The sequence below is a fragment of the Terriglobia bacterium genome (assembly GCA_020073185.1).
Classification (GTDB): Bacteria; Acidobacteriota; Terriglobia; order Terriglobales; family Acidobacteriaceae; genus JAIQGF01.
Window position 1 is genome coordinate 40939 of the sequence record JAIQFT010000023.1, and the last position, 24326, is coordinate 65264.

At 61.3% G+C, this 24326-nt stretch carries 25 protein-coding genes and 1 pseudogene; 4 read left to right on the forward strand and 22 right to left on the reverse strand.

Annotation, left to right across the window (positions count from 1 at the left end):
• Nucleotide 1: 1 nt before the first annotated feature.
• Nucleotides 2-214 (reverse strand): helix-turn-helix domain-containing protein, encoded by a 213-nt coding sequence (locus tag LAN64_10270; GenBank protein ID MBZ5568220.1) that lies wholly within the window; start codon nt 212-214, stop codon nt 2-4.
• A 647-nt stretch (nt 215-861) separates the two neighbouring features.
• Complete coding sequence (locus LAN64_10275; GenBank protein MBZ5568221.1) at nt 862-1635, reverse strand: DUF4412 domain-containing protein; 774 nt, start codon at nt 1633-1635, stop codon at nt 862-864.
• Between the two features lie 235 nt (nt 1636-1870).
• Here LAN64_10275 and LAN64_10280 point away from each other — a divergent pair, with 235 nt between their 5' ends.
• On the forward strand, nt 1871-2695 hold the full coding sequence (locus tag LAN64_10280; protein ID MBZ5568222.1) for an ABC transporter permease: 825 nt from the start codon (nt 1871-1873) through the stop codon (nt 2693-2695).
• Between the two features lie 135 nt (nt 2696-2830).
• On the opposite strand, the gene LAN64_10285 is transcribed toward LAN64_10280, so the two are convergent.
• The 5 genes from LAN64_10285 to LAN64_10305 form a co-directional block, all read right to left on the reverse strand.
• Nucleotides 2831-4117 (reverse strand): DUF1501 domain-containing protein, encoded by a 1287-nt coding sequence (locus LAN64_10285; protein MBZ5568223.1) that lies wholly within the window; start codon nt 4115-4117, stop codon nt 2831-2833.
• A 72-nt stretch (nt 4118-4189) separates the two neighbouring features.
• The gene (locus LAN64_10290; protein MBZ5568224.1) at nt 4190-6310 is read right to left on the reverse strand and encodes a DUF1800 domain-containing protein; all 2121 of its coding nucleotides are present in this window, start codon (nt 6308-6310) and stop codon (nt 4190-4192) included.
• A 145-nt stretch (nt 6311-6455) separates the two neighbouring features.
• On the reverse strand, nt 6456-7115 hold the full coding sequence (locus LAN64_10295) for a VWA domain-containing protein (protein MBZ5568225.1): 660 nt from the start codon (nt 7113-7115) through the stop codon (nt 6456-6458).
• A gap of 331 nt (nt 7116-7446) precedes the next feature.
• Nucleotides 7447-8700, reverse strand: a complete 1254-nt coding sequence (locus LAN64_10300) for an HD domain-containing protein (GenBank protein MBZ5568226.1) — start codon at nt 8698-8700, stop codon at nt 7447-7449.
• Nucleotides 8701-8911: 211 nt separating this feature from the next.
• Nucleotides 8912-9625, reverse strand: coding sequence for an HAD family hydrolase (locus LAN64_10305; GenBank protein MBZ5568227.1), 714 nt, complete (start codon nt 9623-9625; stop codon nt 8912-8914).
• Between the two features lie 205 nt (nt 9626-9830).
• Between LAN64_10305 and LAN64_10310 the strand changes: the two genes are divergently transcribed.
• Nucleotides 9831-11528, forward strand: a complete 1698-nt coding sequence (locus LAN64_10310; protein MBZ5568228.1) for a Zn-dependent hydrolase — start codon at nt 9831-9833, stop codon at nt 11526-11528.
• Nucleotides 11529-11544: 16 nt separating this feature from the next.
• Entirely contained in the window at nt 11545-11880 is a 336-nt protein-coding gene (locus LAN64_10315; GenBank protein MBZ5568229.1) for a hypothetical protein, read from the forward strand.
• Nucleotides 11881-11952: 72 nt separating this feature from the next.
• Here LAN64_10315 and LAN64_10320 read toward each other — a convergent pair whose 3' ends face one another.
• The 9 genes and pseudogenes from LAN64_10320 to LAN64_10360 form a co-directional block, all read right to left on the reverse strand.
• Nucleotides 11953-12804, reverse strand: a complete 852-nt coding sequence (locus tag LAN64_10320; protein MBZ5568230.1) for an ABC transporter substrate-binding protein — start codon at nt 12802-12804, stop codon at nt 11953-11955.
• A gap of 112 nt (nt 12805-12916) precedes the next feature.
• Nucleotides 12917-13474, reverse strand: a complete 558-nt coding sequence (locus LAN64_10325) for a biotin transporter BioY (protein ID MBZ5568231.1) — start codon at nt 13472-13474, stop codon at nt 12917-12919.
• Nucleotides 13475-13507: 33 nt separating this feature from the next.
• A complete protein-coding gene (locus LAN64_10330) occupies nt 13508-13660 on the reverse strand; it encodes a hypothetical protein (protein ID MBZ5568232.1) in 153 nt (50 codons plus the stop codon).
• Nucleotides 13661-13773: 113 nt separating this feature from the next.
• Nucleotides 13774-15204, reverse strand: coding sequence for an aminopeptidase P N-terminal domain-containing protein (locus LAN64_10335; protein ID MBZ5568233.1), 1431 nt, complete (start codon nt 15202-15204; stop codon nt 13774-13776).
• Between the two features lie 178 nt (nt 15205-15382).
• Nucleotides 15383-15508: pseudogene (locus LAN64_10340) on the reverse strand (transposase).
• Between the two features lie 489 nt (nt 15509-15997).
• Nucleotides 15998-16456, reverse strand: a complete 459-nt coding sequence (locus LAN64_10345; protein ID MBZ5568234.1) for a transposase — start codon at nt 16454-16456, stop codon at nt 15998-16000.
• Nucleotides 16457-16607: 151 nt separating this feature from the next.
• On the reverse strand, nt 16608-17114 hold the full coding sequence (locus tag LAN64_10350; GenBank protein ID MBZ5568235.1) for a transposase: 507 nt from the start codon (nt 17112-17114) through the stop codon (nt 16608-16610).
• 321 nt (nt 17115-17435) lie between these two features.
• The gene (locus LAN64_10355; GenBank protein ID MBZ5568236.1) at nt 17436-17684 is read right to left on the reverse strand and encodes a hypothetical protein; all 249 of its coding nucleotides are present in this window, start codon (nt 17682-17684) and stop codon (nt 17436-17438) included.
• A gap of 83 nt (nt 17685-17767) precedes the next feature.
• Nucleotides 17768-17947 carry a hypothetical protein gene (locus LAN64_10360; protein ID MBZ5568237.1) on the reverse strand — a complete coding sequence of 60 codons (180 nt, stop codon included), beginning with the start codon at nt 17945-17947 and terminating at the stop codon, nt 17768-17770.
• Between the two features lie 448 nt (nt 17948-18395).
• On the opposite strand from LAN64_10360, the gene LAN64_10365 reads away from it, so the two are divergent.
• Complete coding sequence (locus LAN64_10365; protein ID MBZ5568238.1) at nt 18396-18782, forward strand: hypothetical protein; 387 nt, start codon at nt 18396-18398, stop codon at nt 18780-18782.
• Between the two features lie 87 nt (nt 18783-18869).
• Here the strand turns inward: LAN64_10365 and LAN64_10370 are convergent, their stop codons facing one another.
• From LAN64_10370 to LAN64_10395, 6 genes are all read right to left on the reverse strand, one after another.
• Nucleotides 18870-20489, reverse strand: a complete 1620-nt coding sequence (locus LAN64_10370) for a glycosyltransferase (protein ID MBZ5568239.1) — start codon at nt 20487-20489, stop codon at nt 18870-18872.
• A 110-nt stretch (nt 20490-20599) separates the two neighbouring features.
• Complete coding sequence (locus LAN64_10375) at nt 20600-20941, reverse strand: type II toxin-antitoxin system PemK/MazF family toxin (GenBank protein MBZ5568240.1); 342 nt, start codon at nt 20939-20941, stop codon at nt 20600-20602.
• A gap of 3 nt (nt 20942-20944) precedes the next feature.
• A complete protein-coding gene (locus tag LAN64_10380; GenBank protein MBZ5568241.1) occupies nt 20945-21184 on the reverse strand; it encodes a hypothetical protein in 240 nt (79 codons plus the stop codon).
• A 27-nt stretch (nt 21185-21211) separates the two neighbouring features.
• A complete protein-coding gene (gene mqnC, locus LAN64_10385; protein ID MBZ5568242.1) occupies nt 21212-22258 on the reverse strand; it encodes a dehypoxanthine futalosine cyclase in 1047 nt (348 codons plus the stop codon).
• An 88-nt stretch (nt 22259-22346) separates the two neighbouring features.
• Entirely contained in the window at nt 22347-22727 is a 381-nt protein-coding gene (locus LAN64_10390) for a helix-hairpin-helix domain-containing protein (protein MBZ5568243.1), read from the reverse strand.
• 439 nt (nt 22728-23166) lie between these two features.
• Nucleotides 23167-24039 (reverse strand): menaquinone biosynthesis protein, encoded by an 873-nt coding sequence (locus tag LAN64_10395; protein MBZ5568244.1) that lies wholly within the window; start codon nt 24037-24039, stop codon nt 23167-23169.
• Nucleotides 24040-24326 lie beyond the last annotated feature (287 nt).

The following is a 24326-nucleotide window of genomic DNA, read 5'->3' on the forward strand; positions in this document are numbered from 1 at the left end:
CCTAGTGCCCTGCCGCCACGCGCGCGGCCTTGGGCTTCTTCTTTTCCCGGGTCTCCCTCATCGTGCTCTTCTCTTCCATCCACTGGTCGAGCTTGGATTTCTTGAATCTCCAGCGGTTCCCCAGCTTGAAGGCGGGGATTCTCTCCTCGTACACGTATTTGTAGAGTGTGTCCGGACTTACGCCCAGATACTGGGAGGCCTGGCGAATGTTCATAACTTCTCGCGAATCGGCCATAAAAGCGCTAAGCCCTTTCCACAGATGTGACAGCCACCCGTATGCGCCAACCTAGCCGGGCGAAATGCCGTGTCAGGATCTCGCTGCCGGCTCAGCCGAAGCGGACACTGTCCACGGGGCGAGAGGAAGGTCCTCTCCTGTCTCGGGGGGAATTTCTTGAGCGCTGCACGTTATATCAGTGTAACGAGGGTGGGTGTCAAGAACTACTTGGGTTTTGTACCTTAGTTTTCCCTGTTTGCTGGTAAAGCAGGCTACGCTTTCGGGGCAGTATCCACCGATATCTTGCGATTCCATCCCCTGGCCACCACAGTATATGGTGGTATTAATGCAAACGGTTCGACAAAAGGACCACGGCATTACGAGGGTCGTGGGCCTAAGGTGACCGGCTCATGATGACATAGTGGTCAACCTGAGCCCCGCACTCAACCCGCCGTGGCGGGGGCGATTACGCAACTTGACCGGGCTGATTCTGTTGGCCGGAAATCTGCCGCCCCGGGAATCTCGCGCTCGATGACAAATTTCGCCATTCCATCCTCGCGGCAGGATATTAGGTCCAAGAGCAGAGTCGATGGTCAAATCACGCAATCAAAGTGAGCAGCGCGTTCCACGGTCGTCCCTAGCCTTGGTTATTCCTCCAACGCTCTCTTCGGCGGCACTTCCCGATATCCTCGCGGCAGCGCAAACTCGGACTCCGGTACCCTGACCTGTTTCACTTCCAGCACATTCATCTCGCTGCGGCTGCTGCGTTCGCCGCTGGCGTCAGTCGTGCGCGTCACCGTCACGCGCTTGAGCGGGAAGCCCTCCACCTTACTCATCTCGGCGCGGATCATGTTGTCCACCTGCTCATCGCCCGTCGTCGGCGGATCCCGCTTCAGCCAGACCTTCAACGCCGGATCGGCCAATTGTTCGGTCGTCCAGATGTCTTCTTCCGTCACCGTAGACACCTTCTTCGCCCCGGTGATGTGCATGCTCACCGCATAACTGGTGCGATAGCGATAATGGCGCGTCGGCAGCCCCGCGATCGCTCCGCCGTCTTCTTCCAGCAATTTTTCGATCTTGGGCGATTCGAAGGTGACTTTCATCATGCCGCGCATACCCTGCACCATGCCGCCCATGCCCGCCATCATTGCCTGCACGTCGTACCTGGTGTACGTCCTGGTCGCCGGGCTGACCAGGTACAGCGTCTTGCCCTCGTCCGGCGACAGCATGTAGTCGCCGGTGGCATAGATCTCCGCGTCACTTTCCACGAACACCACCTTCGCCCGCGACCCGCTGACAAACGCGTGCACGGTGACATCGCCGCCGCCATCGCTGCGCGTCTGCGCTACAAACTCCACGCCGGCGAGCGCGTGCGCCGTTGCCATCAGCAGGAAGCAGAGGGTAACAATGGGCTTACGCATTCCACGCCTTTCACAATACATTCAATGTGATGTCATCCCGAGCGAGGACGCGCCACTGCTTTTCCTCGACCTGCCACGACTCTCATTCATCTCTCAAACCGCAACTGAAGTAAACTGAAACAGAAACAGAAACTGAAACTCTCAGCAACTACAACCCTATCCCATGGCCACAGTTGCAACCTCTTCGTCAAGGATCCCGGCGACCTCGCCTGCCGCCCAGCGCCTGCTGCTCGCAATGCGCCTGAACCCGCTCGCCACCGTGGGGGTCGTCCTGGTCGCCATCTTCACCGTGCTCGCCATTTTTGCCCCTTGGATCGCTCCCCAGGATCCCGCCCACATTGATCTTCCGGCGCGCCTTACCGGCCCATCGGCGGCGCACTGGTTCGGGACCGACGAACTGGGACGCGACATCCTCTCCCGTATCATCTACGGCGCCCGCATCTCCATGCTGGTCGGCTCCAGCGTCGTTTCGGTCGCGCTCTTCCTCGGCTTGATTGTCGGATGCATAGCCGGCTACTACGGTGGGCGCGTGGACCGCGTGGTCAACATCGTGGTGATGAACGCCTTCCTCTCATTCCCCGGCATCCTGCTGGCGATCGCCTTCGTCGCTTTTCTCGGCCCCGGGATGTTCAATCTGATTCTGGCGCTTTCCATCGGCGGATGGGTCGGCTACGCGCGCCTGGTCCGCGCCCAGGTGCTGGCCACGCGCGAGCGCGAATTCGTGGAGGCCGCGCGCGCCCTCGGCGCCAGCGACTGGCGCGTCATCACCCGCCACATCCTGCCCAACATGATCCAGCCTGTCATCGTGCAGGCTGCCATCGGCATGGCCGGCGCCATCCTCGCCGAAGCGACCATGAGCTTCCTCGGTCTCGGCGTTCCGCCTCCGGCTGCCAGTTGGGGCTCCATGCTCAATGACGGCCGCTCGCACTTGTTCGACGCGCCCCACCTGGTCTTGTTCCCGGCCGTCGCCGTGATGCTCGCCGTGCTTTCCTTCAATTTCATCGGCGACGCCCTGCGCGACTTCCTCGACCCCCGCGCCCGCATCGAAGCCGGCTTGTAGAAATCCCGCAGACTACTCTTACCTATATAGAACGCCAGGGTAATCAGCCTGGCGAGGATCGAATCGGAGGAGCCATGAAGGTTTCGAACTTCGGCAAGGCCTTCTTTCCTCTGGCCTCTGTGGCTAAATTTCGACCTAGACGAGACACTTCAGGAATGATCCCGGACTCGCGTCAAATCCCGGAAACACCGTGCCCAGGTTGCGGTTGCCGAGGTGGCGGTACACGACTTCGCTCAGCACGGTGCGGAAATCCGTGGTCAGCGCCAGGTCGCGGCCTTCGTTAAGCTGTTCCTGCGCCAGCCCCGGCCAGCGCCCGTACACGCGCCTTCCGCGCACCGGACCGCCCAAGATGAACATCACGTTCGCATGCCCATGATCGGTGCCGCGATTGCCGTTCTCGCGCGCCGTGCGCCCGAATTCCGACATCGTCACGACCACCGTCTCTTCCGCCAGGTTCCCCAGATCCGTCCACAACGCCGCCATCGCCTGCGACAAGTCGCCAACGCGTTGCGCGATCTGCCCCTGCACCGAGCCTTCATTCACGTGGTGATCCCAGCCGCCGACATCGGAAAACGCGACCTCCACTCCGAGGTCCACCTTCATCAATTGCGCCACCTGACGCAGCGCATTGCCCAGCGGCTCGCGCGGATAATTCGCTCCCGGCGCCGGCGTGTACTTTTGCGGATCGGCAGACTTCAGCATCTTCACCGCGTCGAACGTCTCCTGCCCGGTGCCGTGCAGCACCGCGTCCACCGACTGGTCGTACATGGCTTCGAACGTGTTGGCCAGCGGTTGCGCCTGCGGGTTCCGCCCGCCGACCCCAAAATTGTTGACGTTGCTGATTGCCACTGCTGGAGCGCTTCCCGCTAACATGCGCGGCAGCGCGCTGCCCAGCGCGACGGCGCGAAACGGTGACTCGGCGTGGCACGGTTCTCCAAGGCGTGTTCCCGACCCGGATTCGCTGCCCACGCACGAACGGTCGCGCAGCGCGCGGTTCAGCCATCCATCCTCGGTTGACTTCACTCCGGGCGTTCCCGACTCCATGTAATCTTGCGCGTCGAAGTGGGAGCGCGTCGGGTCGGGCGAACCGGCGGCGTGTACGATCGCCAAATGCCCCTGCTCCCACAGCGGCTTGAACGACGCCATCGCCGGATGCAGGCCGAAAAATCCGTCCAGATCGATCACCTGCTGTCGCGGGATCGCAATTGTCGGTCGCATAGCGTAATAGGACGCCTCACCGTGCGGCATCACGATGTTCAGCCCGTCCGCCGCGCCGCGCTGGAAGATGACAATAAACTTTCGCTTGCCTGTCGCCGCCCTTTCCGACGCGAACGCCACCCGCTGCAGGAACGCCGGCACCACCGTCGTCCCCACCACCGCCATTGCTCCGCCCTGAAGGAAAACTCTCCTTGTGATCGACATTGCGAACTCCAATGGCTCTCAGCTATCAGCTTTCAGCAAAACGAGTCCTCGCTGATGGCTGAGAGCTGACAGCTATCTTTTCTGAAACTCCGGCGACCCAAAGATGAGTCCCGCCAGCGCTCCCACATTGGGTGGCCGCGCAGGATCATCCAGGATGCGACCGGTGATCTCCGGCTCTGCCGCGTGTTTTAGGATCGTCTCGTGCGTTTGCTTGGAGACGTCGCCCGCCAGCAGCGTGTTCTCCAGCCGCGCCAGTGCCGTGCTGGTATCGCTGGGCGCTTCCGCCGAACCCAGCACGCGTTCCGGCGCAAACGCCACGCCCGGCATCCGTCTCGAGGTGAACCGCAGCGCGAAGTTCATCCGGTTCAGCAGCGCCGACGAATTCACCCACGTCTCTGCCTTCATCGAGTACCCAGTTGGAGGCTGCGCGCCGTACAGCGGCATTCCCATCTGGTTCAGAGTCTGCACCAGTGGCATGGCGTTGCTGACCTCGGCGCCGCTGGCCCGCACCGCCGAAACCACGAATTCCAGCGGCGTCTTCACCTTGGCGCGAAACGCTTCCGGCGCCCAGAACTCCGGGGCGTCAAACATGGTCCGCAGCACCCGCCGGATATCGCCATCCGACTTCAGGAACGTCTCCGCCATGCGGTTGACCAGCGTTGGCGGCGGATTGTCCGACACAAACCGCATCGCCAGCTTCTTCGAGATGAAGTGCGCCGTCGACGGATGATGCGCCAGCAGCTTCAGCATCTCCTTGCCTTCATCCTCGCCGTGTTCCTTGATGGTGTGTCCGAGCACGAACTTCGTTCCCGGCTCGTGCATGCGCTCGTTGAACTCGAAATCGCCGCCGCGCCGCGGTTCCCTGATCGTCCACCCGGTAAACACGCGGGCCAGCTCCGTGACGTCCTTCTGCGAATATCCGCCGTCCACGCCGAGCGTGTGCAGTTCCATCAATTCGCGCGCGTAGTTTTCGTTCAACCCGCGCTGCTGCTTCTTGCCCTTCGCCTGCTGCTGCGGACGACGTTGAGGCGGCGGGAACGGACGCCCGAAAGGCCCGCCAAACGGACGATTTCGCCGGAAGCCGCCGTAGTTTCTCGCTCGCGGCGATTCGCCCATCCCGACCGGCGATCGCGGCCCCACACTCTGCCAGTTGTCGAGATAAAACAGCATCGCCGGACTGTTCGCGGTCGCCATCAGCAGATCCTGGAACTTGCCCAGCGCGTGCGGACGGATGACGTCGCGCTCGTAATCCGTCACCAGGTATCGGTCGGCCCCCTTGCCGATAAACACATTGAAGTGGTTGAGCCAGAAATCGGTCATCACCTCGTCGAGTTGACGCTCACTGTAAGTCGCGCGCAGAATCTTGCCCTGCATCAGCTCGGTGGCGATCACCTGCTGCGGATTGTTCATCGCCATCAACTGCTCGCGCTGTTGTGGAGTAAGCGAGTTCATCAACCGCTCGCGTTCCTCCGGCGGAAGCGCTCGCGCCAGCATCTGTCGCTGTTGCGGATCCATCGCCAGGATTGCCTGCATGCGCTGATCCGGCGTGGGCAACGCCATGATTCTTTCCGCCTGCTCGCGCGCCTGCCAGCGGGCCTCGCGCCGTTCCGCCTTCTGCTCTTCCGTCAGCGTCATCTGCAGATCGTCGCCCACCTGCGGTTGGCCCACCCTTGTCGGGCCCGGGTTTGGCACGACAGGGTGGGGATTTTCCTCCTGCGATGTGCCCGCGGTCTCCAGCTTCGCCGCTTTCTTCTCCTGCCTCTGCTCGTATTTCTCCACCTGCGATTGGTAGATCGCGCGCTCCGTCTTGTCCGACGGCATCGCCCGGCGTCCCTCCGCCACTTGCTTGACTAACTGCGGAGGAGGGAAGTTCTCCACCAGTTGCCGCGCATCCATGCGCAGCGTGCGCAACGGCGCCAGCCGCGCCTCCAGCGCCGCGTCATCAATCTTTTCCGGATGCAGTTGCCGCTCGAACCACTTGTCCAGCCCCATCGCCATCACGCGATCCACGTCGCCCGGTCGTGGCCCAAACGTCAGGCGGTTGAGCGCGTGCAGCGCCCGCTGCCGGGCATCCATCTGCATCTGCACGGCCGCCGCTGCCTTCTTATCTTTTTTCTTGTTGCCAGCCCAGACCGACGCGGAAATCCCAAGGGCGAGAACAAGCAGCAGGATTGTTAGGTGCTTGCGTTGCATGGTGGGCCTCCGAACGAGCGCCATCCCATGCCGATTATGAACCCATTGAGGGCAGGGAAGTTGCACGATCGGGATCTAAGGAGAAAATCCGGACTACCGACGACCGCCTCACGCCGAATAAATCCTGCCGTGCGTGATCTTATGATCAGTTCCTCTGCTCGCAGGGGCTCAGGAACCGAGGATAACTGAGGGTGGTCTTGGTGCTTGGTTTACCCTTGGCGTCGACGATCGTCAGCTTCCACTTCCGCCACTCTTGTATCGGTTCTGGTAACCGCACCTGGACGCTGAGTCCGTGATTCTCATTGATGCTCGTAAGAAAGCCGTTTGCCGCGGCGGTCGCGGCATCGGGGCCAACCCTTGTGATGATGAACCAACCGCCAGTTTCTTCAGATAGCCGTTCGAACCTGACGGGGCCGCTCAGTTCCTCTTCTGTCCTCGGGGTAGAATCAAACCAGAGCATCGAAAACAGCCGAATTCCGCCAGCGATAAGTCTCTGCCGCACGGTTTCGAACCGCTCGCGCTCCTCACTTTCTACACCGTCGGTGATCAATATGATGGAATCCCCAAACTGAGCAGGCTGGAGCAGATCGGCCGCTTTATTGATCGCAGCCAGCAAGGGGCTGTTCCCCCGAGGGAGATCATGCCGCTTCACATATTCCAGTAGGCGCTGCCCGATGTCGCTTCGCGAGTGTTGGGAGAAGTTGACAACATCTTCCATCTTGTCCGAATAGCTAACCATGGCGATGGAAACATCGTCGGCGACGACTTGATGAGATTTGCGGTAATGGCCAACACCGCGGCCCATCTGCTTTTCATACTTCCGCTTGCGTCGAGCAACACAACCGTGCGACGCCTGCCCGCAAACGGACTTAGTCCGACAACCGACACAGGTTTGCCATGCACCTCACCGCGGATTTGTTCCATCGAGAATTCCGTAGCCGGTCTGAATCCTGACGCAGTCGGCACTACCAGTATCCTTCGCTCAAGGCAAGGGTCGGGTCGCTGAGCAGAACAGAGCAGCGCGCAACCCAAGACCGCCAGCATGAGCGTCCACCGTGCAGGAATGGGCATAGGAATAGGAGAGTCCGCACTTTGATTATAGGTCCATCCGTGGATCACTCATACGGACTGCCGCCTCACGCGGAGTAAATCCTGCCATGCGTGATCTTGTGATTCAGCGCCGAGGCCAGCACGTCAATGTCGGCCGGCCCGATGTCGCATAACATGCGTTCATCGAGGAAGCGATGCTCCCGGCGCCCCACCGCATCGCGCCGCACCTGCACCAGCAGCGACTGCACCGCGTTGACATCGTACTTGTACGGCGCAATGCGCACGATCTCGCTCAGCGTTTCGCCCACGCCCCTGCCCGGCCGATACGGACGCTCGCTGGTCATGGCGTCGAAGCTGTCGGCAACGGCGGTGATCCGCGCCGGCATCGTGATTTCCTCTCCCGTCAGCCGGTCAGGATATCCGCTGCGGTCCGCCCGCTCGTGATGCGACCGCACCACCTCCGGCACCTTCGGCCACGGAAACTCCACGCCCTGAACGATCTGGTGCCCCACCAGCGTGTGGTCCGCCATCTCGCGGAATTCTTCTTCATCCAGCGCGCTCGGCTTGGCAAACAGGCGCTTGTCCACCGCCACCTTGCCGATATCGTGCAGGAAGCCCGCCGCGCGCAGTCCGGACACGTCCGCCTGGTCCATCCCCATGGCTTCGGCGATCCCGGCCGCGTAGCGCCCCACGCGCAGCGAGTGCCCGCGAACGTTCACGTGCTTGATGTCAATCGCGTTGGCGAAGGTCTCCAGTGCGGTGTCGTAAAAACTGTGCACCGACGCCAGCAGCTTCAGGTGATCGGAAACTCGCTGCGCCAGCGACTCCGACAGCACGTGGTTGTGCACCGCCAGCGCCACGTAATGCGCCATCATATCGATCGCCTGGAGATCGTCTTCCGCGTACGCCGCGTCTTCGTCGCGACGTCCCAGCGCGATCATGCCCACCAGCTTGCCGCCCACCCGCAGCGGCGTGATGCATTGGAATAGCTCCGGCGCCACGTTGCCGTTGGCGCTCAGGTATTGTTCCCACGAAGCGCGCGAAATCAGCAACGGCGAGCGCACGTTGTTCAGCGCATAAACGTGCTTGGGCAACAGAGGTATGACGGCCGGCTCGGGAAACGAAATGAACCCGCGCGCGGCCACCGTCGCCAACACCGCGGGCTTGTCGCGGAGAACGAACAGCGCAGCCTGGCGCGCGTCCGCCGCCTCCATGACGCAGGAAAGAATGCGGCGCGCACGTTCCACAAAGTCAGTCTCCGCCGTCATCTCCGAGCCGAGTTCGCTCAGGGCCTGGAAGGTGAGCAGAAGGCGCCGAAAATTGTCGTTCTTGACCCCCATCGTGGCGCGCGGGAGCAAGAATCGCAGAGCAGAATGAGAGTACCACGCTACAACTGTTTGCGAATCCGTCCCCGTGTTAGCAAAATAGGTTCAAACTCGTGTGCTCGCAACCAGTTACGGAAGTAGCCTGCGGTTGGCTCCTGGCCATCGGCCTTGGCTGCTCAGATTCGAAGTGGCCAATGGCTAACGGCTAATGGCCAATGGCGCAAGTTCAAAAGTGCTCCCTCAACCCCGCAAATTTCTCCACCACGATCAACTTCTGCCCCTGCGGCGCCTGCGCCACTTCCTCATGCTCCAGGATCCAGGTCTGATCGTGCGGCACGAACACCGCGTTCAACCCCGCCGCCAGCGCCGGATTGATGTCCGACTTCGGGCTGTTCCCGATCATCCACGTCGCATCGTGCGCCAGCCCGTATTTCGAGACTACCTCGCTGTACGTCCCTGCGTCCTTCTCCGCCACGATCTCCACCGCCGCGAAATACTCCTTCAATCCCGACCGCTCCACCTTCCCGGATTGTTCCGTGATGTCGCCCTTGGTCATCAGGATCAGGTGATGCCGCGCCGTGAGGTACTCCAAGGTCTCCGGCACGCCCGCCAGGATCTCCACCGGATGCTCCGCAATGGCATGGGCGAAGCTGCGAATGCGCTCGTGCTGTTCCGGCGTAACCGGATCGATCGCCAACTGCTCGAATGTCCGCATCAGCGCGTGCGCAAAGCTGTGCAGCCCATATCCGTGTGAAATGATGCACTCGCGCTCCACTTGGTTCAGCACTGCCCGCACCTGTCCCGGCGAATACTCGCGGTGGTTCAGATACGAAATGAAATGGGCAATCGCCCGCTCGAAATAGATGTTGTTCTCCCACAGCGTGTCATCGGCATCGATGAGCAACGTCTGCGCGCCGTTGTTCTGGGGAGAACTGGACATGTCCTTAATATAGCCGCGACTTTTTCCTAATGTCAGTAGGGCGATTTTCAAGGCGCAGCGAGGAATCTGCTTTGGCCATCGACCATCGACCATCGACCATCGACCATCGGCCATCGACTTCCGCTGAAACCCACCGCGTTTGCTAGAATCCTCCGATATGCCGAGCGCGGGCGTTAGACTCACGGTAGCCTTGCTGGTCCTTCTCATGTCTCCACTTGCCGACTCGCAGACCCACCGCAAGCACGCGCCGAAAACTTCCCCCACGGCGCCAAAACTCAACGTCGTTGCCGACCTTGCCCAGCGCGTCGCCAAATTCAAGCCCGTGGAAATGCCGTTCGACTCCGCCGGCCTGAGCGCGCGCGAGCGCCAACTGGTTGACAAGCTGGTCGAAGCCTGCCGCTACCTCGAGGATATCTACTGGCGCCAAAGCGACCCTGACGCCCTCACTCTCTACCAGCAACTCGCCGGCAGCAAGGACGCGCGCGACCAACTGGTGCGCCAGTACATTTTCATCAACGCCAGCCGCTTCGACCTGCTCGAAGACAACCAGCCTTTCGTCTGCACGCACTCGGAAGCGCAGGCCAACGGCGGTACATGCCCGCCCATGTATCCCGGACGCGGCTTTTATCCGCACGGCCTAACGCGCGACCAGGTGGAGCAGTATCTCAAGCAGCATCCCGACGGGAAGGCCGCCATTTACGCGCCGCAAACCGTCGTTCGCTGGAAGGGCAATCAGCTCGATGCCGTCTCTTACCACGTTGCCTATCGGTCGTTTCTCGAGCCCGCGGCCCAAGCCTTGCGTGACGCCGCCGCGCTCGCCGACGAGCCGCAGTTCGCCGACTTCCTCCGCCTGCGTGCCGATGCCTTGCTCACCGATGACTACTACAAGAGCGATATCGCCTGGCTCGACCTGCAAGCGCCCAAGTTCGACGTCATCTTCGCGCCCTACGAGACCTACGATGACGGCCTGCTCGGCGTGAAGACCAGTTACGGCGCCGCTGTCCTGGTCCGCAACCAAGCCGAGAGCCGCAAGCTCACGCTCTACGAAAAATACATTCCCGACATCCAGGACGCGCTGCCCCTGCCCGCCGAAGACCGCCCTTCGAAACGCGGCCACCAGACGCCCATGGAAGTCATGGACACGCCCTTCCGCGCCGGCGACCTCAACCATGGCTACCAGGCCGTCGCCGACAATCTTCCCAATGACCCGCGCATCCACCAGGAGAAGGGCACCAAGAAAATCTTCTTCAAGAACTTCATGGACGCGCGGGTCAACGTCGTGATCCTGCCGGTCGCCAAGCGCCTGATGCGTGCCGACCAGGCCGCGCTAGCTTCCGCCGACGGCTATCTCGCAGGCACCCTGCTGCACGAAATTTCCCATGGCCTCGGTCCGTCTTTCGCGCGCAAAAACGGCAAGCAGGTGGACATCCGCGAAGCCATCGGTCCCGCCTTCAACGGGCTGGAAGAAGCCAAGGCCGACGTGGTCGGCATGTTCGGCATCAAATGGCTGGTGGACCACGGCGTGCTGCCCAAGGAGCGCCTGCCGGAGTTTTACTCGTCGTATCTGGCCGGCCTGTTCCGCACCATCCGCTTCGGCACCGCCGAGGCCCACGGTAAGGCTGAAATGATGGAGTTCAACTATCTCTTCCAGCAGAAGGCCATTCAGCGCGACGCCGGCGGCCGCTACGTCATTGATTACGACCGCACCGCCACCGCGATCGCCGCGCTTGCCAAGGAACTGCTTGGAGATGGAGGCGACCGGCGATCGCGCCCGCGCCGAAAACTGGTTTCAGAAATACGGCGCCATGCCGGGAGAGCTGAAGGCCGCGCTCGGCACGGTTGCGGATGTCCCGGTGGACATCACGCCCAAGTTCTCATTTCCGCAGCCGGTGGAGTGAAGTAGCGGCTCGCGGCTCGCTATGGAAGAACGCCGGAAATTCGATCGCGTGATGATTCCGCCGGCGGCCAACCTCTTTGCCGAAGACGATCACGGCACGCGCCTGGGCCGAATCCTCGTTCTCGGCCGCGGCGGCTTTCTGTTGCAAACCAGCCGCACGTTTCCCATCGACGTCCCGCTGACGTTGGTCATTGTGGCCGAGCAAGACGGCATTCGCCGCCGCATCGATGTCGTCCTACTCTATCGGACTGAACAAGGCGATACGGGGTTTGAGTTCCACCATCTCGATCCCGATGCGGCCGTCGAAATCGGCGTCCTTATCGGCAAATATTTCTACGTTCCGGGTTCCGAAAAATAAGAAACGCGCTTTTCGGCGCGCTGTTCGAATAATTCCATTCCGGCCGAATTACCCAATGACCCAATCACCAAATTAGACGAACTCCAATCTCGGCTCTTGCGAAATGATTCCCGCCTGCCATCCCATGTGCAGCAGCAGCGCCACCGCGGCGCGCCCATCCTCGCCATAATCCAGCGTGCGCTCATTCACGTACATGCCGACGAACTTGTCCGCCATCCGCGGTTCCAGCTCGCGCGCGAACTGCATGGCGTACTCCAGCGCCTGCTCGCGATGATCGAGCGCGTGCTGGATGCTGCGCTTCACGGCGTCGGAAATTCTTGCGGTGGTCTCGGCTCCCAAATCTCGCCGAATGGCGTTTCCGCCCAGCGGCAGCGGCAGCCCTTCTTTGTCGCGCCACCACTTGCCAAGATCCATGACGCGGTGCAGCCCCAACTTTGCGTAGGTCAGTTGTCCTTCGTGGATGATCAGGCCGGCTTCGTGTTTGCCCTCGATCACCTGCGGGACAATCTGGTCGAAGGGCACGACCTCGGTCTCGATCTCCGGCGCGAACAGCTTCAGCGCCAGGTAGGCGGTGGTCAGCTTGCCCGGCACCGCGATGCGTTTCGACTTGATCTCGGCGATGGAGTACGCCTTAGCGGCCACGATCATCGGCCCGTAGCCCTCGCCCACGCTGCCGCCGCACGACATCAGCGCGTACTTCTCCTGGATGTACGGATAGGCGTGGAAGGAAATTGCGGTCACGTCGTACACGGCTTCCATCGCCTTGCGGTTCAGCGTCTCGATGTCGCACAGCGTGTGCGCGAACTTCAGCCCCGGCACGCGCACCTTGTTGGTCGCCAGCCCGTAGAACATGAACGCATCGTCGGAGTCGGGACTGTGCGCGATGCTGATGGTGCGCGCTTTCGTCGAGGCTGTCGTGGGCATGATCTTGGTTCAGATTTGGAAGGGCACGGCTTCAGCCGTGCCGTGGAATGCCTTTAACCTGGCGGCTCGAGCCGCTGAGGGAATCCGCGAGTTGACGCTCGCAACTCGCAACTCACAACTCGATGCGCGTCGCAATTCCTGCCGCGGCCGCGATCTTGATGATCTCGGCGAACAGGAATGGATACAGCCCGAAATTCATCGCCTGCGTGGCGCCATGCGTCAACACCACAAGCCATGCCAGCCCGCCGGCAAATAACACAACTTCCGCCGCCAGGGCCGCCATCACGAATCGCGCGAACTTGCCGGCGCCGCGCTCCGCGATCCATCCGGCCAGGAAAGCCGCCGCGGGATAGGCGAGCAGATAACCGCCGGTGGGGCCCAGCAGTTGCGCGATGCCGCCCGGGCCGAAGGAGCTGAACACCGGCAACCCGGCTGCCCCCTGCGCCAGATACACGGCGAGCGCGGCGAATCCGCGCTTGCTGCCCAGCAGTATGCCGACCACCAGCACCCCGAAGTTGGCCAGCGTTAGCGGCACCGGCGTAAACGGCAGCGGCACCCACAGCCGCGCGCACAGCGCTACAAACAGGCTCGCCCCAATGACAATCGCCACCTGCCGCGCCGCGCTCATCGCCGCGACCTGGTCCCGCACGATCGCTGTATCTCTCGCCATGATTTCGCTCCCTAACCGTGCCTGGTACGCGCTTCAGTTTCTGCGCAAGGCGGTCGAGGCGGGATGCTCTCCGCTTTCTTGCTTCGCTGCCAGGTGACGCCGCACCCGAACGTAGCAGGCCCCCGCGGCCGACAGCAGCGCCAGCATGGAAACCACCAGGACTACGTACAGAATCTTGATCAACACCGTGGTAAGGATAACAGAGGCATTGAAGATTGCAGATTGAAGAATGAAGAATCAAAGAATGGACATCCGCTCGAACCCCGGCCAATCTACATTCTTCATTCTGAATTCTCCATTTATCGTCCCGCCATGTACCTCTCAATCTCCTCCGCCGTCTTCGGCAGTTTCTCGCTCAGGCTGACCAGCTTTCCGCCTCCATCCACCAGGAACGTGTCCTCGATGCGCACGCCGATCTTCTCTTCCGGAATGTAAATGCCGGGCTCGATGGTGAATACCATGCCCGGCCCGAGCGGCTTGCCCTCGCCGCCGGGATCGTGCACGTTCAGCCCGACCATGTGGCTGACGCCGTGGATGAAGTATTGTCCCAGCGGCTGTCCGTGCAGGTCCTTGCCGTGCGAGTCGATGTAGTCGTAGGCGGCCATGAACAGCGAATTCTCGTCGCGCCCGCTGAGCACGGACTTGCCCGACCGGAACGCCCGGATCGCCGCCTGCTGCGCGCCCAGCACGATGTCGTAAAGCTCGCGCTGCCGCGGCGTGAACTCGCCGTTGGCGGGCACGGTGCGCGTGATGTCGGTGGCGTACATCGAGTACTCGCCGCCCACGTCCATCACGATCACGTCGCCGTCGTTGATCGGCCCGGAGTCTTCGTCGTAGTGCAGCACGGTGGAGTCAAAGCCCGAGCCGACAATCGGCCCGTACGCCGGACGCTCGCAGCCGCGCCGCTCGTACTCGTACACCATGAGCGCTGCGATCTGGCGCTCGGACGCGCCCGGCTTGATCGCCTTCCAGGCCGCCAGGTGCGCCTCGACCGACGCGTCGGTAGCCTTGCGGATCAGCTCGATCTCGCCCGCGTCCTTCACCGCCCGCAGCGACGCGATCAGCGGGCGGGCGTCACGCGAATAGACCGACAGGTTGCCGTGCTTCAGCCAGTCGAGGGCGAGCTTGGAATCCTTGCCTTCATTGACCAGCACCACGCCGCCCAGCGGGGAAACGACCTTCGCCAACTCGTCGCGCAATGCGTCAATCGCCACGATGCGATCAAAGCCGGTTGCCGTCTTCGCCTCGGGATCGTCGGGGCCGAGCTTCGGTCCAGTCCAGCGCTCGGCGGCGCGATTGCGTTGCGGCAGCAGCAGGACCTCGGAGTACGCGCGCGGCTTTAACGTCGCTGGACGTCCGGGCGGCAACTGCGCGTTGGCGGCCTTCAACGCTTCGGCGTCTAGTGCGGGCACGATCAGCACCGCCGCGCCGGGCTCGTTCACTCCGGTGAGATACCAGAAATCCTCGTCCTGGCGGAAGCCGGTGAGCACCTCGGTGAGATCGCTCTCGGTGGTGGCAAAGACGAGGATCGGCGCGCCATTGGCTTTCTTGGCCAGCGCCTCGCGGCGGGCGCGGTAAGTCTGGTTGGGCTGCCGCTCGAGGGCAAAGGCGGCGGTGACGATGAGGAGCAGCAGCAAAACAACGGCGATGGTTAATTTTGTCGTTACGGCGTTCCGCCCCGCCGAAAACGCTTCTCGTGCCGTCCCTACGGGACTCCGGAGTTTTTTCACGCCGCTATCCCGGCACTCACGTGCCGGGCTATCCTGTGCTGCCCCTGCGGGGCTGGCTTGCTCCCAGTCGCTAACAGGCCAACCGTTTGAACGAAGAGGATCGGCTCGTTTCATAAGCGGCGATTATACGTGTTGCGAGACATCGCCCAGCGCGTGGCGTATCTAAATCGGTCTTCCTCCGGAACACCTCTCCTAAATACTTCCGCAGCTCCCCATACAACGCTTTTCGCCGACCCTTGGGGATAAACACCACGTGGTATTTGCACTCCCATTTCGAGTGGCTTAAGCTCTCATACTCGTCCATCCAGTTTCTCCTTTGCGTGTGCTTCGCGGCTCACGCCTGGAGTTTCTTGGATGGACTCCAGTATCTGTCAAACTGCTCGTGCCTCCCCGGCAGAGCCGGGGGAACTCCCATTTCATTAGTGTTTGGTCGCAGACTTGAGCGATGCTCGCGTCTCGCCCTGTTGTCCTCTTGTGGTGCTCAAGAGCCATTTTGACGAAGGTAGGGTCCTCGCAATTTGGCAAGTGGTACGTGATTAAGTCCGTTATGGGGGCTGGCCCTCGATAAGAGCGAAGGCGTTGTCAAGGACATAATTCCCCTGGCGGTGCGTCAGCACCGCTCGTTTCGCCAGAGCGGTTGAGGACCAAGACTCTGGAAATCTCACGCTGAATCACTCTCGGTGGAAGATCGTTCCACCAACCATCGATTCGACCTAAACCGCGGCCATGATTCTTCTATGCGAACATCCCGCCCCGGTGCGGGATGCGAGAGCGCCCAATCAACACCTGCGGTCTAGCTTGCGCCGACCAGGGCCAGCCCCGAGCTGCTCTCGATGCGAACGATCTCCGGATACCCCGTCTGCGTGCGCAGCATCCAGTAGAGTCGTACGGCTAATTTGCGCGCCGCTGCCACCTTGGCCACGCCTTTCGGTTTTTGGTGGCAGCGATGTAAGTACTGTTTCCTCATCCCTGGGTCCAGGCGCACTGCGACCTGTGCGGCTTCCACCAGTAAGGAGCGCACCATCCGGTTGCCCTGCTTGGTGATCGCGCCCAGCTTCTGCCGTCCACCCGAGCTTTCCTCGCGCGGAATCAAACCCAAGTAGCTGGCCACCTGCTTGCCGCGTGCAAAGCGGTTCGCATCGCCGATGGTGAGTACGTATGCCAGCGCGGTGTTCGGCCCCACCCCGGGTTGCGTCATCAGCAGCTTCGCTTGCGGATGCTGATCGGCGGCTTGCTGCACGGCTCCGTCCAACTTCCCGATCTGCTGGTCTAATGCAACTAGGAGTTCCCCCGGCTCTGCCGGGGAGGCTCCCAAAGTTTGACAGTTCCGGGAGTATGCCGTCGCATTGTTTGCGCGTGCGATTGAGCAGCGTGTGCGTGGCGGTTTTGCAAGCGCACAGCTTTCACAGCTCACGCAGCATCTGCTGCCCGATTTGGCTCCACAGCTTGCGCTTGCGCTGCATTCCCTTATTCAAGGAAAGGTGTTGCAGTTCGTTTTTCACGCGGCTCCGGATCATCACGAGTTTGTGCCGGTGCAGCACCAGTTGCCGCAGGTCGCGCTGCTCGCGGTCCGGCGTCCACAGGCGCGGGAAACGGCCTTCCACCACGAGCTTCAGAATGTGCGCCGCATCCCGCTTGTCGGTCTTCTGCTTGCGCACGTAGCTAGCCCGGATCTCGGCCGCGTCCCCGATCCAGATCTCGTGCCCCAGGTCCTGCACCAGTTCGATGAACCACTGGCTGTTGCCCGTGGCCTCCATGCCGATCAGCGCCGGTAGCCCCGGGTGTTGGTAGAACTGGTTGCCATCGCCCGAGGCGTGCACCAGTTTCTGCTCGCCCGTTTCCCCTGTTTCTGTATCCACCCACGCAATCTGTTGCCAGCTAGGATGAAAATCACATCCTATAATCATCATGCGAAGGCTCCTTCCCTTGCAGAGTCTCTGGTCCTCAACCGTAGACTACCGGTTTTGGATCGAGCCTTCGCTCTTATCCAATCAACCCTTTCCTCATAGCGATTCTCGAGGTTGCCCCACCCTTGTCGCTCCCGGTTTTGGAGCGACAGGGTGGGGTTGTTCCTGATGGCGTGCTAGCGACCCTGACGCCGCTACGCTCCCCGCTTCGCTTCCGCCTTCTTTCGGCGGCTGGCCGCAATCACCAGGCTCCGATCACGAAGTTTGGCGAGGATCTTGAGCTTCTCGCCGACGGGCAACTTCGCAAGCTTCCGATCCAATTCTTTACTCATCGAGATACCGCTGTTTGAACTTCTCCCATTTGGGCGACAGTCCGTGCTTCTCAAGAATACGATTCAGCTTATCTCTGTTCAGCGCGCCTAGTCCAAGGAACTGCAAAATCCGGTTGAAATCCTTCGGCCGTCCCGTCTTCAGCGCAATCGCCAGCAGATGCTCCGCGGTCATCACCCGCGTTGGGACTCCTTCGACATCGAGCTTGACCGCTTCGTACCAAAGCCTCGTGCTCCAACGCATCGCCGGCAACCAGGAACTGCACCGGCCAATCACCGATCACGATGTGTTCGCCCTGGGCTTTGCAGCCGCTCGCACTTAAACACTCATAGATTGACGTGAGGCTTACCAGCGAACTGCCGGAAGTGCCGTGTTACGAAGATGTCCACATCCAGCGTCGCCGCAGGCGCGATATAAAACGTGGCCCCCACCGCGCCGCCGATGGCGTAGTTCCCGAGGATGCCATCCGCCTGCATGCGGTTCAGCGTCGCCAGCGTTTCCTTCATCGCTGCCTTAGGTGCATATTACAGGCTATCTAGCTCTGTTGAGATCCTCGCAGGAAACAAGTATTTACTTCGTGCCGTCCCTGCGGGACTCCGTGTATTTCAAAGGCAGCTTTCCCGGCACTTACGTGCCGGGCTAGGTTCTGTCGCCCCTGCGGGGCTGAGATCACGCGGTCCGGTCCTCCGTGGCTGGATCTTCAGCTCCCGATTTGCCGGCAGACTGAAAGCCCATAAGTCTTTGATTCTACAGGATAAACTAGGGGTGATGTGCGCCCTTCATAACCATTGCTCCGCCGCGCCACTCACGAAAAGAGCGTACACACCGAAGCTCCTGCTGGCGTCGCCGGGCCAAGCCGTATCGCGCGATTCTTGTTCAATCTCAGACCACCTGCGGTGCGCCGCAGGCGTCCAAGTAGCTGTCGCCACTTCGATCATCTTTTGGGAGGCTCACATGAAACTGAAGATAGCGACCGGGCTCATGGCCCTGCTCATATTCGCCGCCGTGGTTCCGCTGGCGAAGTCGGAAGACAAGGACAGCAAGAAAACGCAAGAGTTGACCGGCTGCCTGCAAAAGGGTAGCAGTGACCACGAGTTTAAGCTCACCGCCAACGACGGAAGCACATGGGAACTCAAGAGCGACGACGTCAACCTGGGCGCTCATGTCGGGCACGAGGTTACGGTCAAAACGGAAGCCTCGAAGATTCACGCCAAAGCCCACGAAATGAAAGAGGGCGCCAAGGAGGAGATGCAGGAGCACGGCATGGCCAAGAATGCAACGGAGCGTGGCCATCTGACGGTTACCAACCTCACGATGATCAGAGACACCTGCAGCAAGTAGATCACTGGTGCGCATTTTGGAGGCCGCCCCGACCGCCGGGGCGGCCTCGCCATTGGAAACAACTTTGGGATTATTGCTGTATCAGCGTTACACGCCCACCGGATACGGTTTGCCGGTTTGCGGCTCGCGCAGTTCGCGGCCGGTGAACAGGCGCTCGAAGCGGCCCTGCAGCAGCGACATCAGCCCCGTGTACCAGTAGCCGAGCACGAACAGGCAGAGGAAGGGCACGGTGATGTAGTTCTCGTTGGTCACGGCGTACCAGACAGTGGCGGCGAAGTAGGCGCCGATGAGCAGCTCGAAGTATGGCACCAGGCCCAGGCGCTTGCGGTATTTGCCGGTGCGCACTTTGTCTTTTTTCGATTCGACGCGGTATTTGGGCGTGCGCGCAAACGGCGACTGCTTTCCGATCAGCGCCTCCAGCACGACCTTGGTATTCGTCAGCGTCAAGCCGATGCCCTGCGCCATGAGGAAGGGCAGAAACAGCAGGCAGCGCGGCCATTTCTTCGGGAACAGCTCCTTCTGCGAGACCAGGTAGAAGCTGGAAATCGAGAACGTGGACGCCATGAACAAGGGCAGGTCAATGTAGAGCATCTGAAACCAGCCCTGGTAAAAGCGGATGATCATCGCCGGCAACAGCAGCGTGGAGAGAATGATCATCAGCGGATAACTGATGTTAGCTGTCAGGTGATACCAGGCTTCGATCTTTACTCGCAGCGGAACTTTGCTGCGCATCACCAGCGGCAGGTCCTTGATGGCGCACTGGATCAGGCCCTTGGCCCAGCGCGCCTGCTGCGTCTTGAAGGCGGTCATCTCGACCGGCAATTCGGCGGGACATTCCACATCCTGCAGATAGACGAAGCGCCAGCCCTTGATTTGGGCGCGGTAGGAGAGGTCGGTGTCTTCGGTGAGAGTGTCGTGCTGCCAGCCGCCGGCTTCCTCGATGGCGCGCCGCCGCCACATGCCCGCGGTGCCGTTGAAATTAAAAAACAGGCCGTTGCGCGAGCGCCCGCCGTGCTCGAGCACGAAATGGCCGTCGAGCAGGATGGCTTCGACCTCGGTGAGGAAGGAATAGTTGCGGTTGATGTGCGTCCAGCGCGTCTGCACCATGCCTACGTCGGGCGCGGTGAATTGGTGGATGCAGCGCATCAGGAAATCTTCCGGAGGAACGAAATCGGCGTCGAAGATGGCGATGAACTCGCCCGTCGTGGTCTTCATGCCCTCTTGCAACGCGCCCGCCTTGAAGCCTTCGCGATTGGTGCGATGGTGGTAGGTGACCGGATAGCCGAGCGCGGCCCAGCGCTCGACGGCCGCACTGGCGACCTCCACGGTTTCGTCGGTGGAGTCGTCGAGCACCTGGATTTCCAGCTTCTCGCGCGGATATTGCAGCTTGCAGACCGCCTCCAGCAGGCGCTCGATGACGAACTGCTCGTTGAAGATCGGCAACTGCACGGTCACGCGCGGCAGTTCGGCGAAACGTGCGGGCGGTTTGTCGGAGCTGGCGCGCTGCTTGCGGTTCTTGTAGTAGAGGTACACCAGGGTGTAGCGGTGCAGACCGTAGGACGCCAGCCAGATGAGGACAATGAAGTACGGGATGAGCAACGCCATGTCGAAGGCGTTGGCCTGGTAGAGCCCGCGGAAGGTGGTGTCGAGAAAATGGGTGCGGAAATATTGTCCGAAGCCGCGCGGCGCGGCGAACACGGCCAACATGGGGACTGCAAGTATCAGTGCGATGCTCCGGTACAGCAGACGATCACGGGCAAGCCGCCCGGGCAACGGTACAAACAATTGATTGTAACCGAAATTGGATGCCGCCTGCGTCAGTCGAGTTCGAGCGCGGTTCGAATTTTTTCGGCAATGGCGCCCATGGATTCGGCGGAAAGAGTTCCGGCCGGAGGATAGTGCAAGTCGATACGCTCCACGGTCGTGACCTGATCGCACTTGGCCCATGAGTCGGTTCGTAAGCCGCCTTGGCCCGCCGGAATGCGTGGGCGAATTGAATAAACCTGGCGCCTGACGCGCGTTATCGGCACGACACATACATCGTACGAGAAGCTGTTGAGCGAATTCGAGGAAATGACGACTACGGGCCGGGGCTTGTCCATGTCAGCGATATAAACCTCGCCACGGCGGGGAAACCACTCGGCGGGAATTTTGGCCATGGCTCAGTCCCTGGAGCGCGCGCGCTTGGATGCTTTGCTGAAAGCCTTGCGTTCAGCCCGCTCGTCAGGATCGGGTTTGCGGAAAAAAGCGGCCGCTTCGCGCGCAAGCTGCTCGTATCTCTCGGCTCGCAGACCGCGCTTGACCAATTCATTGACGCGATCGCTCACGGAGCGACCGTTCTTGGACTTGGCAACAGCCGCAATCACGTCGGCGTCAAATGTGATGCTTCTCGCAGTTTTCATACTATAAATTATACGGCGAAAATAGGACTAATTCAGAAAATAGGTGCGGTAGAGCGTGTCGCGCCGCACCGGGCGGAAGCCGGCGTCGCGGATCATGTGGCGGAGTTCTTCCTCGGTGGTGCAGTTGGCGACCCCGGCGGAGCGCACCACGTTTTCCTCGATCATCACCGAGCCGACATCGTTGCCGCCGAAGCGCAGCCCGAGCTGGCAGACCTTCAGGCCCTGCGTTACCCAGCTCGATTGCACGTTGAGGAAGTTGGAGAGGAACAGGCGCGAGACGGCCAGCACCTTGAGGTATTCGACCGCGGTGGCCTCGTCCCAGCCGCGCCCGCCCAGCGCCGTGTTCTTTGGCTGAAAGCTCCACGGGATGAAGGCGGTGAAGCCGCCGGTTTCTTCCTGCAGGTCGTAGAGGCGCTGCAGGTGGTTGACGCGGTGCTCGATGGTCTCGCCGACTCCGAACATCATGGTGGCGGTGGTGCGCATGCCGAGCTGGTGCGCGGTGCGGTGAACGTTGAGCCAGTCGCCAGTAAGGCATTTGAGGCGCGCGATGCGGTAGCGGACCTCATCGTCCAGAATTTCGGCGCCACCGCCGGGAATGGAGTCGAGCCCGGCGTCGCGCAGGCGGGCGATGGTGTCGCGGATGGTGAGCCCGCTGTATTCGGCGATGGCGATGATCTCCGACGCCGAGTAGCAGTGCAGGTGGACGCGCGGGAAGCGCTGCTTGATGCCGCGCAGCATTCCTTCGTGCCAGTCGATCTTCAGGTCGGGATGCAGGCCGCCCTGCATGAGCACGCCGGTGCCACCGAGCTGCACGGTCTCGGCGATTTTTTCGTAGATGGTGTCGTAATCGAGGATGTAGCCTTCGGCGGCCATCTTGCCCTTCAGCGGCCGGTAGAAGGCGCAGAAGGTGCAGTACTCGGTGCAGAAGTTGGTGTAATTGATGTTGCGGTCGATGATGTAGCTGACGATGCCGTCGGGATGCAGACGGCGGCGCATGGCGTCGGCATCCAGGCCGAGGCCGATCAGGTCGTCGGAGCGAAAAAAGTCGAGCGCTTGAGCGTTGGTCAGCGACATCGCGTGTCTCGGTCCGTCGGTCTATCAGTCTATCAGCCGATCAGGTATCGGTTGTCGGTTGTCGGTACCGAAGACTGACAATCCGGCTTCACTCCTTCGGCTTCTTCGCGCCCGCCGTGTGCTGGTGCGCAATGATCTGTTCTTTGATCTTTTCGTAGTCGCTCTTGCTGACGATCTTCCTGCTCACCAGCTCGTTCTTGGCGCGATAGGGGCGGCCGTCGATGATTTTCTGCGAGGTTGCCGGGCCGATGCCGGGCAGTTTCTCGAGGTCGTCCTTGCTGGCGCTGTTGATATCGAGCTTGTCGCCGGCTTTCGCGGCCGGAACTGCCGCCGGCGATTTTGACCCGGTCGACGATTGCGCGGTCGTGCCTCCGGCCGGCGTGCCGGTGGCCTTGTCGGGCTTGCTTTGGGCTGCGACCATTGCCGTGGCCACGATCACGGTAAGGAATGCCATCCAGAGTTTCTTCATGTCGACCTTTCTCCTTTGCGCTACGTTACGTTACGGCGCAACGCCGCCCATGATAACAGCGCGCACAGCATCGGTGGATGGTAACGGGTTGCGAAGGAGATGATCTACTCGCCGTCAGCACGCGTCAGGCAGGCGACGGCCATGTAGCGGATGCCCGCGGCCAACAGTCAGGGCGGCGATGAAAGGCCGACGTTCCCCAGATGGGCGGATCCGAACGGCGCGAGCGCAAAAGGGGGTCAGAGACGGACTTGACTGGTGAAACCCTGGTCTAGCGTGGTGAATCGAAAATGTGTTTCCCGATTCTTGAGGCGCGTTGCGTAGTGGAAGAGATCGCCTCAGCGGCTAAAGCCGCAGTTTTACTGGGCCCTTACGGCTCGGCTGAAGCCGAGCCCCTTCAAGACAAGGAAATACTTAGGCAACGAATTTTTGAGACAGGACACTAGCCGACGAACTGCGGGGCCGCCATGCCGAGGAAGCGCAGCGACGGCGCCTGCTCAATCACGCCGCATTCCACCGCGTAGCGGAAGAAGAGTTCCACGCCTTCGAGGTTTTCGGCATCCAGGAAAAAGTGAATGTTGCGGGTCAGGTAACTCGTGATCTCTTGCTCCGAAAGTCCAACGCGTGGGCTCCAGTGGCGCGCGATCCGTCCGACGTTCTCCGGCTCAATGCCGTGGTCGCGCGAATTGCGAAAGACGGCGGCCAGATCGCGGCGGACCGCGTTCAGCGCCTGCAGCCGCACCGCCCAGAAGGCGAAGACGAACGGCTTGCCAGTGAAGCTTCGCCATTCTTCCGCCAAGTCGTACACGAAATATTGTTCGCGCGCGATGCGCAGCGCGGCATCGCCGATGAGCAACGCCGCGTCGCAGGCGGCGAGCATGGAATCCAGATCCGGCGGGAGGGCGCGGAACTGGCGCACGCGTCCCCAAAGCTTCTGGCACAGGATGCGCGCCAGCGCGACCGAGCTGCGCGACGAAGTATCGGCGGCGATGGTGTTCACCTGCTGGATCGGCTTGCGGGCAACCAGCAGGATGGAGCGCACCGCGCCTTTGGCGGCGATGGCCGCGTCGGGCAGGATCACCAGCCCGGGAATGGTGGCGTAGGTAATCGCCGGAATGATGCCGATATCGGCGCGGCCATGCTGCAGATCCTCGGCGCAGCGCGAAGGCACGGTGTACTCGACGGTGAAGTCGGCGCGTAGTTCGGGAGCGAGATCGTGGTCGCTGTGCTGTTCGGGCGTGGCGCCGTGGTTGAAGTCCCACATCAGCGGCGCTGTGTTGAGGAACGAGATGGCGGAAATCTTCAGCGGACACATCGCAATCCGCGATTGTAACAAAGCGCGGTATCTGGTTCCTTGACGGGTGGAAACGGCGCGTGTACATTCCGGCATTCTGCGCAGTTGCAGGTCGAAGAAGGAAACGCAAGGTCCTTCGACTCGGACGCAGCAACCCGCACGCGAATGCTGCGCGTTTTGTCGGTATTTTAGTGCAAAGCAGGTGGCGGGAGAAGGTGGGATGTCGAGGGAGATTGAAGGATAACTGCCGACCAGCGAACAGCTTGCGAGTGGTACTTGGTCGGTCGGCGGCGTTGCTGTCGGTTGGA

Bases quoted from the DNA above. Each gene is read 5' to 3' on its own strand.
- LAN64_10270 (MBZ5568220.1), bottom strand. From the start codon at position 214: ATGAACATTCGCCAGGCCTCCCAGTATCTGGGCGTAAGTCCGGACACA.
- LAN64_10275 (MBZ5568221.1), bottom strand. From the start codon at position 1,635: ATGCGTAAGCCCATTGTTACCCTCTGCTTCCTGCTGATGGCAACGGCG.
- LAN64_10280 (MBZ5568222.1), top strand. From the start codon at position 1,871: ATGCGCCTGAACCCGCTCGCCACCGTGGGGGTCGTCCTGGTCGCCATC.
- LAN64_10285 (MBZ5568223.1), bottom strand. From the start codon at position 4,117: ATGTCGATCACAAGGAGAGTTTTCCTTCAGGGCGGAGCAATGGCGGTG.
- LAN64_10290 (MBZ5568224.1), bottom strand. From the start codon at position 6,310: ATGCAACGCAAGCACCTAACAATCCTGCTGCTTGTTCTCGCCCTTGGG.
- LAN64_10295 (MBZ5568225.1), bottom strand. From the start codon at position 7,115: ATGGGCCGCGGTGTTGGCCATTACCGCAAATCTCATCAAGTCGTCGCC.
- LAN64_10300 (MBZ5568226.1), bottom strand. From the start codon at position 8,700: ATGGGGGTCAAGAACGACAATTTTCGGCGCCTTCTGCTCACCTTCCAG.
- LAN64_10305 (MBZ5568227.1), bottom strand. From the start codon at position 9,625: ATGTCCAGTTCTCCCCAGAACAACGGCGCGCAGACGTTGCTCATCGAT.
- LAN64_10310 (MBZ5568228.1), top strand. From the start codon at position 9,831: ATGTCTCCACTTGCCGACTCGCAGACCCACCGCAAGCACGCGCCGAAA.
- LAN64_10315 (MBZ5568229.1), top strand. From the start codon at position 11,545: ATGGAAGAACGCCGGAAATTCGATCGCGTGATGATTCCGCCGGCGGCC.
- LAN64_10320 (MBZ5568230.1), bottom strand. From the start codon at position 12,804: ATGCCCACGACAGCCTCGACGAAAGCGCGCACCATCAGCATCGCGCAC.
- LAN64_10325 (MBZ5568231.1), bottom strand. From the start codon at position 13,474: ATGGCGAGAGATACAGCGATCGTGCGGGACCAGGTCGCGGCGATGAGC.
- LAN64_10350 (MBZ5568235.1), bottom strand. From the start codon at position 17,114: ATGATGATTATAGGATGTGATTTTCATCCTAGCTGGCAACAGATTGCG.
- LAN64_10355 (MBZ5568236.1), bottom strand. From the start codon at position 17,684: ATGCGTTGGAGCACGAGGCTTTGGTACGAAGCGGTCAAGCTCGATGTC.
- LAN64_10360 (MBZ5568237.1), bottom strand. From the start codon at position 17,947: ATGAAGGAAACGCTGGCGACGCTGAACCGCATGCAGGCGGATGGCATC.
- LAN64_10365 (MBZ5568238.1), top strand. From the start codon at position 18,396: ATGAAACTGAAGATAGCGACCGGGCTCATGGCCCTGCTCATATTCGCC.
- LAN64_10370 (MBZ5568239.1), bottom strand. From the start codon at position 20,489: ATGTTGGCCGTGTTCGCCGCGCCGCGCGGCTTCGGACAATATTTCCGC.
- LAN64_10375 (MBZ5568240.1), bottom strand. From the start codon at position 20,941: ATGGCCAAAATTCCCGCCGAGTGGTTTCCCCGCCGTGGCGAGGTTTAT.
- LAN64_10380 (MBZ5568241.1), bottom strand. From the start codon at position 21,184: ATGAAAACTGCGAGAAGCATCACATTTGACGCCGACGTGATTGCGGCT.
- mqnC (MBZ5568242.1), bottom strand. From the start codon at position 22,258: ATGTCGCTGACCAACGCTCAAGCGCTCGACTTTTTTCGCTCCGACGAC.
- LAN64_10390 (MBZ5568243.1), bottom strand. From the start codon at position 22,727: ATGAAGAAACTCTGGATGGCATTCCTTACCGTGATCGTGGCCACGGCA.
- LAN64_10395 (MBZ5568244.1), bottom strand. From the start codon at position 24,039: ATGTGTCCGCTGAAGATTTCCGCCATCTCGTTCCTCAACACAGCGCCG.